Below are 11,156 nucleotides of genomic sequence, written 5' to 3' on the forward strand. Positions count from 1 at the left end.
GCCTGACACCAAGGGTTGGGCTGGTAACGGCGGTCGGAGCGGCGGCCGCTCCCATGGCAAGATCGGCCAGGTGCAGATCGGGATTCTCGGACCATTCGAAGTCCGCACGGGTGACGGCGTTTTCGCCGACGTGCCGGGCGCGCGGTTGCGCGGGCTGCTGGTAGCCCTCGCTCTGGAACCCGGTCACCCGGTCCCCAAAGCGACGCTGATCGACTGGATCTGGGGCGAGAACCCGCCCGCCGACGCGGCGAACTCCTTGCACCGCTTGGTGTCCCGGCTGCGCAAGGCGCTGCCGGCGGGCTCGGTCGAGGGGCAGACCGATGGATACCGGCTACGGGTGGAACCCGACGCCGTCGACGCGGTGCGGTTCGAACGGCTGCTCGCCCAGGCCCGCGACGAGGACGATCCGCAGGCGGTACAGCGGCTGCGCGAGGCGCTGGCGCTCTGGCGCGGTGCGGCCATGCAGGATGTCGGCCTGCAGGAGAGCGGGGCGTTCGAGGCGGCGGCCGTCCGGCTCGAAGGGCTACGCCTGACCGCGCTGGAAGGCCGATTCGACGCGGAAGTCGACCTCGGCCACGGCGCCGAACTCGTCACCGAACTCACCGATCTGGTGGCCGCGCATCCGATGCGCGAGCGGCTGGTCGCCGCGCTGATGCGCGCGCTCGTCGCGACCGGCCGCGACACCGAGGCGCTGCGCGTCTACGAGCGCACCCGCGAAACCCTGGCCGACGAGCTGGGCGTGGACCCGTCCCCCGAGCTGTCCGCGCTGCACGTCGCGCTGCTGCGCGGCGAGCTGGGCCGCAAGCAGGAGCCCCGCAAGACGAACCTGCGCGCCGAGCTCACCAGCTATATCGGCAAGGACTCCGATATCGCCGCGGTCCGCGAACTCATCGCCGGGCACCGGCTCACCACCCTGATCGGGCCGGGCGGCTCGGGCAAGACCAGGCTCTCCACCGAAACCGGCCGCACCATGCTCGGCGATCTGCCGGATGGTGCGTGGGTGGTGGAACTCGCGGCCATCGGCGCCGACGGCGATGTCGCCCAGGCGACGCTGGGTGCGCTCAAACTGCGCGACGCGCTGCTCGGGGAAGCGCCGGACACCGAGCCGGTGGATCGGATCATCGCCGCCCTCCGGGACCGCTCGATGCTGTTGATCCTGGACAACTGCGAGCACGTGATCGAGGCCGCGGCGGCCTTCGCGCATCGCGTGCTCGGCGAGTGCCGGCGACTACGGATCCTCGCGACGAGCCGCGAGCCGCTCGGCATCACCGGCGAAGCGCTCTGGCCGGTAGCGCCCCTGGTGCTGCCCGGCGCCGACGCCGACCCCGCCGAGATCGAGTCCGCGCCCGCCATCCAGCTGCTGCTGGATCGCGGCGGGGCGGTGCGCAACGACCTCACGATCGACCCCGGCACCTTGGCGACGCTGGCGCGCGTCTGCCGCGCACTGGACGGGATGCCGCTGGCGATCGAACTCGCCGCGGCCCGGCTGCGCACCATGTCCCTCGATCAGCTGGCGCACCGGCTCGACGACCGGTTCCGGCTGCTGACCGGCGGCAGCCGGGCCGCGCTACCCCGGCACCGGACGCTGCGCGCGGTGGTCGACTGGAGCTGGGAGCTGCTCACCGAGCCGGAACGGGTGGTGCTGCGCCGGCTTTCGGTGTTCGCCGGCGGGGCGAGCTTGGAAGCCGCCGAGCACGTCTGCGCGGGTGCGGTGGTCGAGCCGTACGAGGTGCTCGACCTGCTCACCGCGCTCACCGAGAAATCGCTCGTGGTCACCGCGGGCGCGGCGGCGCCGCGCTACCGGATGCTCGGCACCATCAAGGAATATGCCGAGCAGCGGCTCGCGGAGGCCGGGGAGACCGAGCCGACCCGCCAGGCGCACCTCGCGTATTTCACCGAACTCGCCGAGGTCGCGGAACCGCAACTGCGCCGCGCCGAGCAACTGACGTGGCTCGCCTCGCTGGAGGCCGAACACGACAACATCGGCGCCGCGATGCGCGGCGCACTCGCGGCCGGGACAGCGGACGATGCGGTCCGCCTGGCCGCCGCGGCGGGCTGGTACTGGTGGTTGGCCGGGCACAAAACCGAGGGCAACGAGCTGATACTGGCGGCCGTGGCGCTGCCCGGCGGCTCGGCCGACGCGGCCCGGGCCGTGGCGTACGGCCTGGCCGTGCAGTTCATGACCTCCGGGCAGCAGGCGGACGAGCACTACGCGGCGGAGTGGATCCACAAGGCGTACGACATCAGCCGGCAGGTGCAGGGCAGCCATCCGGCGCTGAGCGTCGCCGCCCCGCTGGAACGCATGCTGCGGGAGCCGGGGGAAATCCTGTCCGCATGGGAAGCGCTGCTGGCCGATCCGGACCCGTGGGTGCGCGCGCTGGCGCGGTTGCACTCGGGAAAGATGCGGATCCAGCTCGGCTACGGCGGCCCCGAGGCGGACGCGTACCTGGCGGCGGCACTGGCCGAGTTCCGCGCGATCGGCGATCGCTGGGGCATCTCCTTCGCGCAGACCGAGCTGGCAAATCGCATCGCCGCGCGCGGCGAATTCGCCGCCGCCTGTGCACAGTACGAACAGGCGATCGCGGTCGTCCTCGAGGTCGGCGCGATCGAGGACGTGGTGCCGATGCGATCGCGGCAAGCCCAGTTGTATTGGCTGCTGGGTGATTCGGCGGCCGGCGCGGCCGCACTGGCCGAAGCGCAGCGCTTCGCCGAACGCGTCGCCTGGCCGAACGCGCTGGCGGAGCTGGCACTGTCGAAAGCCGAGCTCGCGCGCTGGAGCGGTGACGCCGAGCAGGCGCACCGGCAGATCGACGTCGCGACCGAGCTACTGGGCGCGGACGCGGTCCGGCCCAGCGTCCGCGGCATTATGCAAGACCTGCTCGGATACCTCGCCGAGGACCTCGGCGTCGCCCGGGCCCACCACACCGCCGCTTATCAATGCGCCGCCGAGGCCGGTCATCCGGTCCTCGTCGCGCGGGTACTCATCGGCATAGCCGACCTGGCGCTGCGCCGCGAACAGTACGAGCAGGCCGCGCGCCTGCTCGCGGCGAGCGCCGCGATACGCGGTCTGCCGGATCGTTCCCAGCCCGACGTGGCGCGCATCGAGCAGGCCACGCGAAATCGCCTCGGCGACACGAGGTTCACCGAGGCGACAGCGGAGGGGGCACAGGCGAGCTGGCAGGAGTTGGTCGCACTCACGCTCGCTTCGTGAAGGTGGCCGATGCCCACAGATAGCCGACCACGGCGATCCCGGCGCACCAGGCGACGGCGGTGAGCGTGGTGCCGGTTTCCGGTGCGCCATTGAGCAATCCGCGCACGGTCTCGATGATCGGGGTGAAGGGCTGGTACTCGGCGAACTGCCGCAGACCCGGCCCCATCTTCTCGGCCGGAACGATCGCGCTGCTGAAGAACGGCAGCATCACCAGCGGCACGGCGGCCATCCCCGCGGTTTCGGGCGACTTCGCCGCCAAACCCAGCGCGACGGTGAGCCATCCGGCCGCGAAAGCCAGCAGCAGGACGATGCCGGCCACGCCCAGCCAGTCCGGGAAGCTCGCCGCCGGGCTGAAGCCGAGCAGCAAGGCCACGCCGATCAGGGCGGCGATGGAGACCACGTTGGTCAGCACGCTGGCGATGACATGGCCCGTCAGCACCGCGCCGCGGGAAACGTCCATCACCTTGAACCGGTTGATGATGCCCTTGGTCATATCGGAGTTCACCGCGGTCGCGGTGCCGCCCAGCCCGTAGCAGACGGCCAGCAGGATCAGGCCCGGCGTCGCGTAGTCGATGTAGTCGACGCCGACGCTGAACGCGTCGCCGAACATGTAGACGAACATCAGCATGATGATGATCGGCATCAGGATCGCGTTGAACACCGAGGTGGGGTTCCGGGCGACGTGCTTGAAGTTGCGGCGCAACATGACAACCGCGGGGGACTTGGCGCTCATTTCACTACTGCTTCCGTGGCGTGGCCGGTCAGGGCGAGGAATACGTCATCGAGGTCGGGGGTATGGACGGAGAACTCTTCGGCGGCGAGCCCGTGCTCGTCGAGCCGATCCAGCAGGGCGCGCAGCGATCTCGTCCCGCCGTCGCTGGGCACCCGCAGGGTCAGCGTCTCCTCGTCGGAGGTGGTGTCGGGGAACAGACTCGCGGCGGTGGCGAGCTCGGTGCTCTGGGTGAATCGCAGCCGGACATGCGTTCCCGGGATCTGGCGCTTGAGTTCGTCAGGGGTGCCCTGGGCGACCAGCCGCCCCTGGTCGAGCACCGCGATCTGGTCGGCGAGCTGATCGGCTTCCTCGAGATACTGGGTGGTGAGGAAGATGGTGACACCGTCGTCCACCAGGTCCTGGATGATCGCCCACATGGTGCGGCGGCTGCGCGGATCCAGTCCGGTGGTCGGCTCGTCCAGGAAGATGACCTTCGGGTTGCCGACCAGCGTCATCGCCAGATCGAGCTTGCGGCGCATACCGCCGGAGTAGGTCGAGGCGGGCTTGCCCGCGGCGGCCGTCAGCTCGAAGCGTTCCAGCAGGTCCGCGATGATCGGCCGGCCGGCGGCGGTGGAGATCCCGTGCAGGTCCACCATCAGCTGCAGGTTCTCCTGCCCGGTCAGCAACTCGTCGACGGCCGCGAATTGGCCGGTGACCCCGATCGCCGCGCGGACCGCCTTGGCCTCGGTGGCGAGGTCGTGGCCGGCCACGCGGGCCGTCCCGCCGTCGGCCTTCATCAACGTGCTCAGCACGTTCACCGTTGTCGTCTTACCGGCCCCGTTCGGGCCGAGCAGGGAAAAGATCGTTCCCGCACGGACATTCAGGTCGATGCCGTCGAGCACGACCTTGTCCCCGTAGGTCTTGCGCAGTCCGGAGACCGCGATCGCTGTGTCTGTCATGGGACAAACCTTCGGGGGCCGCCCTGACACCCACCTGTCACGCACCTGTCACGGCTGTGTCAGTGGCCGGGGCGTCCGGTGACGGCGCCGTGTCAGGACGGCAGGCGAGGGTGGTTCTCATCGAACACCACACCAGAAGGAGTCCCGCCGTGCCTACTTTCCAGACCCCTGCCCCGATCGCCGTCACCATCGATGTCCCCTCCGGGAACGTGCAGGTCATCGCCTCGGATCGCAGCGAAACCGTGGTCGAGATCCGGCCGAGTTCTCCCGCCAAGAAGGGTGACGTCCGCGCCGCCGAGCAGGTCCAGGTCGATTACACCGCCGGCGCTTTGACGGTGACCCTGCCGAAAGCCTGGCGTCTCTACGGCCCGCTGAGCGGCAACCCCTCGATCGAGGTCATCGTGGAGGTGCCCGCCGGCTCGCACCTGAAAGCCACCGCGGCGCTGGGCCGCCTGCTGATCACCGGCGAATTCGGCGAATGCGACCTGGAGGTCGCCGCCGGTGACATCACCGTCGATCGCCCGCGCGGTTCGGTCACCGCGAAAACCGCTAAGGGCGATATCCGGGTCGGCGACGCCGCCCGCGGAATCCTGCGGCTCACAACCTCTTACGGCGAACTCGAGGTCGGCATCCGCCCCGGCAGCGCCGCCCGGGTGGAGACCAACGCCCAGTACGGCACGGTGCGGAACCTGATGGAACCGGTCGGCAAGGGCCCGGGCGACACCGTTCAGGTGTTCGCGCGAAACTCCTACGGCAACATCGTCATCCGGCACACCGACGCCGCGTGAGGCGCTACTTGCCGCCGATCTTCGCGCGAAACGGTCCGCCGACGCTGTTGAACAGCAGGTCGCCGTTGGGGAAGGCTTCGACGATGGCGTACGCGCCGTTGCCGAGATTGGAATGGCCGAAGACGGTGCGGTGCACGGTTTCTCCGGTCTTCCAGTCCAGGCCGGTGACCTCCCAGCCGTCAGCTTTGGTGTAGCCGTTGACGAACACGATCCCCGACGTGCTCGACACCGCCGGCACCATCGAGGTCGACACGACATCACCGCGGGTCCAGGCCGAGGACCAGCTGTCGCTGTCCGGGTTCCACTCGAAGCGCTGCATGCCGTGCGGCGGTTCGGACACCGGTCCGTTGGCGAGCACGTCGACCAGCCGGTCGGGTGCGCCGCCGGGGCCGATGTTCTGCACCACGAACGCGCCCCAGCCGGTGGCCACGACGGACTGCTCGGACTGGATGAACTCCGGCAGCGGATCGCTCAGACCCGCGGTGACCTGGATCTGATCGGCGATGCGCTGGGATTTCGTGCCGGGTTTCTGCTGGAAGCCCTCGGGAATCTTGTTGCGCCAGAACGCGACCAGCTTCATGTGGTCCGCGCCGTCGGTAATCACGACCAGTTCGTCGGAGCCTTTGCCGAAGCCCATCAGCGTCGGGGTGGAGCCGGTGCCGATGCCGAACTTCACCGCCGGGGGCTGGCGGCCGAAGTCGTACGGCGCGGCCCAGGCGCCGGCGCTCTCGTCGCTGGAGAGTTTGCCGTCCCGCCACAGCACTTTGCGCATCATCTTGTCGGAGGCGAAGTACACGCCGCCGTCGGCATCGACGGCCATCGAGTTCGACACGGTTTCGTCGTCGCCGATGCGCAGCTCTTGCGGATCACCTTTCAGGTCTCGGTCGAGGGCGAACAGTGACCGGGACGCGAGGATGAGCAGCTTCCCGTCGTAGGTCATGTCCACGCCGACGATCGACTCGGGGATGCCCAGTGTGGTGCTCGCGGTGCTCAGCAGCGGTTTGAAGTCGCGCCGCGCGACGATGTCGATACCGTCTTCGGGCTTGTCCTTGTTCTTCAGCCCGAAGACGAGCAGTTCGGAGTTCTGGTTGATGTAGTAGACCCGGTTGTCCTTGTCCACCAGGCTGTAGACGCCGTTGACGATCCGCTGCCAATCGGCGCCGGACCAGTCCCGGGCGAGCGCGGCCTCGATCTGCCCGACATCGCTGAACTGCTGCCCGAGCACCTGATCGAGGGCCTGGGTCGAGATCTGCGGTGACACGCCGGGCGCGTCCAGAGCGGCGACCTGCCGGAAACCGTCGCCGGAGACGTCCACGTAGCGCACACCGGATGTGGACGACACCCACATGTAGTTCGAATCCGGGGAAGCGAGGGTCATGATGTTGATCGGCCCGCCGGGCACCCGGGGCATCTGCGCCGGGTCGATCTGAAAGGTGCCGCGCGGCACCGGATCCGGGAAGCTGTCGGTCTGCGCGGGATCGAGGTGGGTGACCGCGTATTTCTCGGCGGCCAGGTACGGATTGCGCGCCGGGCCGCTACCCGCCGCTGCGGTATCGGCCGAACCCGTCGAACTCGAGGAATCGTCGGCGCAACCCGCCGCCATCGCGAACGACCCCGCGACCGCTAACGCCACCGCCGCCGCTCCGGTCCGAATTCGTCGACTGGCCACAATCATCCTCCTGTTTCGAAACCGGCTTCCAGCATGCGGAGAAACGAGAACAAGCGATCTTGGCGAACCGAACCTTACCGAGTGCGGGCAAGGCGCATGGTGCCCCGAACCGGGGTTATGCACGCCAGTACCGGCGGTGAACAGTGTGTATGCCTTGACAAGCATATGCCTCAAGAGGAATGATCAGTGGCATGGCACGTGACGTCTTCGAGGTTCTGGCCGACCCCACGCGGCGGCGGATCCTCGATCTCCTGCGCGAAGGGGAACGCACCGTCGGTGATCTGGCCGGTGCGCTCGGTACCGCGCAGCCCAATGTGTCGAAGCATTTGCGGATGCTCGATACGGCGGCGCTGGTGCGGGTTCGCGTGGACGGTCCACGCCGGCACTACGGGCTGGCGCTGGAGCGGCTGCGGGAGATCGACATGTGGCTGGCGCCGTTCCGGGAGATCTGGGCCGACCGGCTCGACGGACTCGAGCGCTATCTCGACACCCTGCCCGACGAACCCGAGGAGTGACATGACCGGAGTGAACCAGCGGCTCGGCGAGATTCTGCGCGACGGCGACCGCGTCGGAATCCGCTACGACCGCACGCTCGCGCACCCGCCCGCCAAGCTCTGGCGGGCGCTCACCGAATCCGACCATCTGCGGCACTGGTTTCCGGCCGACATCCTCGGCGAGCGCCGGGCGGGCGCGGAAGTCCGGTTCCGGTTCTGGCCGGAGACGGTCGAATCCGCCGACACCGAACTGGCGGCGGCCGGCGTCGACCTCGACGACCCGGAACTGCCCGGCAAGATCCTGACCTGGGACCCGCCCCGGCTCTTCGAAGTGCTCTGGGACGACGAACATCTCCGCTTCGAAATCCACGCCGCCGGCACGGGCTCCCGGCTGCTGACCACGATCTGGTTCGGCGCCCCCGGCCCGCACGGCAATTCGGGAACCGCCGCCGGATACCACTTCTGCCTCGCCGCCCTGGCCGACTTGCTCGACGGCCACCCAGTCACCGAACCCGCCCACGATCTGGTCGCGGAGTACGAGCGCCAGTACGCGGAGCTCATCGACCCGTCCTCCGCGTAAGCCGGTCCGGTTACCTTTCCGCGCCGGCGCTCGTCATAACTACATGCTGACAAACATCATGTACGTGACAATCGCTGTGACCGATCAGGACCGCGCGCTGCGGTTCTACACCGAGGGGCTCGGACTGGAGACGCGGATCGATGCCCCGGGGCCGGAGGGGCGTTTCCTCACCGTCGGAGTTCCCGGCAGCTCGGTACAGATCATCCTCTGGTCGCAGCCGCCGGTGGCGGGGCAGCCTGCCGCGCCCGGTCCGGTGATCCTCGAATCAGACGACCTGCGAAAGGATTTCGAGATCTTCCGGCAACGCGGCGTCACCTTCGATCAGGCCGGGCCCGAAGAGTATCCCTTCGGGCTCCGCCTCGAGGCCGTCGATCCGGACGGCAACCGGATCTCGTTGCGGCAGCAGCGGCAGCCGTGACCGCCGATCCTTCCGGCCTCGTGACCGAGGCGTTCGAAGCCCAGCGCGACCGGTTGCGCGCCGTCGCCTACCGCGTGCTGGGCTCGCACGCCGACGCCGAGGACGTCGTCCAGGAAGCCTGGATGCGCCTGATCCGCCAGGACGCCGCGACCATCGGCAACCTGGCGGGCTGGCTGACGACCGTCGTCGGCCGAATCAGCCTGGACCTGTTGAGATCCCGCCAGGCCCACCCGGAAACTGTTTACGGGCAGGAGTTCTCGCCCCTCGTGACCACTCCGGACGACGACCTCGAGCCGGATGAGCAAGCGGCGCTGGCCGACTCGCTCGGCCTAGCCCTGCTCGTCGTGCTCGATTCGCTCACCCCGAGCGAACGCCTGGCCTTCGTCCTGCACGACATGTTCGCGGTCCCGTTCCAGGAGATCGGCCATATCCTGGGCAAATCCGCCGACGCCGCGAAGATGATCGCCAGCCGCGCCCGGCGCAAGGTCCAAGCTACGGACCGCCCGGCGGACCCGGGCCGCGAGCATCGTGAGGTCCTCCGAGCCTTCCGCGCCGCCGCGGTGGGCGGCGACTTCGAAGCCCTGCTACGCGTCCTCGACCCGAACGTGAAGCTGACTGTCGATACCCCGGACGGCGTCGTCGTCGTGCTCGGGGCCACCGAGGTCGCCGCCGGCGCCCGCAGGTTCTCCGGCGAGGTCGCCCGCCAAGAGCCGGTGCTGGTCGACGGTCGCCCCGGCCACCTGTCCTGGCGTCCGGACGGAACACCGCTGTCCGCCACCGCGTTCACGGTCGCCGGAGGCCGGATCGCGGCGATCCACATCATTACCGATCCGGTGAAACTCGCTGGGCTCAGCGTGGCGGCTGGTTGAGATCCCGGTTCATGGTCGGGATTTCGATGCTGATCGGCATGCGCAGTTCGGCCAGGTAGATGAGGGCGGCTTGGCGGAGGAACTCGTCGAAGAGCCAATAGGCTTCCGGGGCAAGGGGAACCACCGGAAGCAAGCCTTCGCGGACGGCGATGAAGGGACCCCAGCTGAAGCGGAGCAAGGGGTCCCAGACCGGTTCGCGGGGAATCGCCAGGCCGTCGGCGATCGGGTCGCCGAGCAGGAAACGGGTGAAGGAGCCGAGGACCGGTTTGGTGAGCACGGCCAGATCGATCTGGGTGCCCAGGCGGAGTAGGCGATCGGCGAGCTTGGCGCCCTCGGGGGTGGCGGCCAGGATGGGGTCGAGCACCTGGGCCGCTTGGGAATTGGCTTCGGGCCAGGTGGCCGGGATGTATTCGTCGCGCACGCCGAGCATGTGGGCGGCCACCTGCCAGGAGTGCAGGAAGGCGTCGGATTCGTGGACGGGGATCGGGACGCGCCAGGCGGTGAGGTGCTTCATCACGGTGGTGGGCAGGCTGTGCCAGGTGACCATGATGTCGTTCTGACTGATCGGGATGTCCTCGTCGGCGACGTAGGCCCAGTGCGGCGACTGCGGGAGCAGGTGCCGGACCGCGGCGTGCACCAGCCGGGTCTTGACGCAGGTCACCACCATTTCGCCGTCGGGTGCGTAGGCGTTGTGGGTGCCGATGTCGTAGCCGAGTTTCGCGGTCTTGGAGATGCGGTCCTTGAGGTCGTGCCCGCCCTTGGAGTAGTAGACCGCGCGCGCCTCCTTGGGAATGACAGTGCTCATCATGCCGCTGGCCAGGCCGTAGAGGACGCCGAGGTAGAGGCCGCGCTTCTTGTTGAACTCGACCGCGGTGGCGAGCTTTCCCCGGTCGGTCCAGTGCGGGAGCTGCCGAGCGTATTCCATGAAGTCCCGCAGCTCGCCGGGCAGTCCGGCGGGCAGGGGCTGGCCGTTCCTGGTCCAGGTGCGCAGGAGCTCGTTGACCCGGGGGACTTCGCCGCGGTCGATCAGCCCGGCCACCACCGGATCGGCTTCGGCGTCCCACACCGTCAGCGGGTCGATTCCGGTGCCGTCGCCGGCGACCGACCCCTGGGGCGACCACGTCCACGGCTGCGCCCGGGCGGGTGAGACGGCGGCCAGCGTGCCGAGCGCACCCAGTGCGCCGCCCACTTTGATCGCGTTGCGTCTGCTGAATTTATCCATCGTCGCTACTCCTCATCGAGCCGAGCGCTGCCCGCGGGTTCGCGGTGGCGTCTCATATTGCGAAGAATTAGTAGTAACTTAGCTCGAGGCTGGACACATGTCCGGGCTTTGCGAATTCTGGTCTGTTCACGATGTACTCGCTGGTCGTCGCGGGTCGCGCGCAGCCGATCTTGCTGTGGGCATAGCAAGAATAAATAGACACTTAGCCCGCCGTTCGCCGCGTACGGCGGCAGC

Annotated in this window: 10 protein-coding genes; 6 read left to right on the forward strand and 4 right to left on the reverse strand. The window is 68.8% G+C overall.

Features of this window, described 5'->3' with window-relative positions; genetic code table 11:
• The first annotated feature begins 70 nt into the window (after positions 1-70).
• Positions 71-3,211, forward strand: coding sequence for a BTAD domain-containing putative transcriptional regulator (locus AB0M14_RS13855; RefSeq protein WP_364993691.1), 3,141 nt, complete (start codon positions 71-73; stop codon positions 3,209-3,211).
• Here the strand turns inward: AB0M14_RS13855 and AB0M14_RS13860 are convergent.
• Positions 3,195-3,944, reverse strand: coding sequence for an ABC transporter permease (locus AB0M14_RS13860; protein ID WP_364993693.1), 750 nt, complete (start codon positions 3,942-3,944; stop codon positions 3,195-3,197). The two genes, AB0M14_RS13855 and AB0M14_RS13860, sit on opposite strands and share 17 nt — an antisense overlap.
• Positions 3,941-4,882 (reverse strand): ATP-binding cassette domain-containing protein, encoded by a 942-nt coding sequence (locus AB0M14_RS13865; protein ID WP_364993696.1) that lies wholly within the window; start codon positions 4,880-4,882, stop codon positions 3,941-3,943. The genes AB0M14_RS13860 and AB0M14_RS13865 overlap by 4 nt, the downstream gene beginning before the upstream one ends.
• Positions 4,883-5,031: 149 nt before the next feature.
• On the opposite strand from AB0M14_RS13865, the gene AB0M14_RS13870 reads away from it, so the two are divergent.
• Entirely contained in the window at positions 5,032-5,670 is a 639-nt protein-coding gene (locus AB0M14_RS13870) for a DUF4097 family beta strand repeat-containing protein (protein WP_364993698.1), read from the forward strand.
• Between the two features lie 4 nt (positions 5,671-5,674).
• Here AB0M14_RS13870 and AB0M14_RS13875 read toward each other — a convergent pair whose 3' ends face one another.
• Positions 5,675-7,339: a hypothetical protein gene (locus AB0M14_RS13875; RefSeq protein ID WP_364993701.1), complete on the reverse strand. Its 1,665-nt coding sequence runs from the start codon at positions 7,337-7,339 to the stop codon at positions 5,675-5,677.
• 191 nt (positions 7,340-7,530) lie between these two features.
• On the opposite strand from AB0M14_RS13875, the gene AB0M14_RS13880 reads away from it, so the two are divergent.
• The 4 genes from AB0M14_RS13880 (at position 7,531) to AB0M14_RS13895 (ending at position 9,700) form a co-directional block, all read left to right on the forward strand.
• Positions 7,531-7,854 (forward strand): metalloregulator ArsR/SmtB family transcription factor, encoded by a 324-nt coding sequence (locus AB0M14_RS13880; protein WP_364993703.1) that lies wholly within the window; start codon positions 7,531-7,533, stop codon positions 7,852-7,854.
• Position 7,855: 1 nt separating this feature from the next.
• Entirely contained in the window at positions 7,856-8,413 is a 558-nt protein-coding gene (locus AB0M14_RS13885; protein ID WP_364993706.1) for an SRPBCC domain-containing protein, read from the forward strand.
• Between the two features lie 64 nt (positions 8,414-8,477).
• Positions 8,478-8,831, forward strand: coding sequence for a VOC family protein (locus AB0M14_RS13890; RefSeq protein ID WP_364993709.1), 354 nt, complete (start codon positions 8,478-8,480; stop codon positions 8,829-8,831).
• Positions 8,828-9,700: a sigma-70 family RNA polymerase sigma factor gene (locus AB0M14_RS13895; RefSeq protein ID WP_364993711.1), complete on the forward strand. Its 873-nt coding sequence runs from the start codon at positions 8,828-8,830 to the stop codon at positions 9,698-9,700. The genes AB0M14_RS13890 and AB0M14_RS13895 overlap by 4 nt, the downstream gene beginning before the upstream one ends.
• Here AB0M14_RS13895 and AB0M14_RS13900 read toward each other — a convergent pair.
• A complete protein-coding gene (locus tag AB0M14_RS13900) occupies positions 9,681-10,922 on the reverse strand; it encodes an oxygenase MpaB family protein (protein ID WP_364993715.1) in 1,242 nt (413 codons plus the stop codon). The two genes, AB0M14_RS13895 and AB0M14_RS13900, sit on opposite strands and share 20 nt — an antisense overlap.
• Between the last annotated feature and the right edge of the window lie 234 nt (positions 10,923-11,156).

This window comes from Nocardia sp. NPDC051832 (genome assembly GCF_040681285.1).
In the GTDB taxonomy this organism is placed as follows: Bacteria; Actinomycetota; Actinomycetes; order Mycobacteriales; family Mycobacteriaceae; genus Nocardia.

Bases quoted from the DNA above. Each gene is read 5' to 3' on its own strand.
- AB0M14_RS13860 (WP_364993693.1), bottom strand. From the start codon at position 3,944: ATGAGCGCCAAGTCCCCCGCGGTTGTCATGTTGCGCCGCAACTTCAAG.
- AB0M14_RS13880 (WP_364993703.1), top strand. From the start codon at position 7,531: ATGGCACGTGACGTCTTCGAGGTTCTGGCCGACCCCACGCGGCGGCGG.
- AB0M14_RS13900 (WP_364993715.1), bottom strand. From the start codon at position 10,922: ATGGATAAATTCAGCAGACGCAACGCGATCAAAGTGGGCGGCGCACTG.
- AB0M14_RS13865 (WP_364993696.1), bottom strand. From the start codon at position 4,882: ATGACAGACACAGCGATCGCGGTCTCCGGACTGCGCAAGACCTACGGG.
- AB0M14_RS13885 (WP_364993706.1), top strand. From the start codon at position 7,856: ATGACCGGAGTGAACCAGCGGCTCGGCGAGATTCTGCGCGACGGCGAC.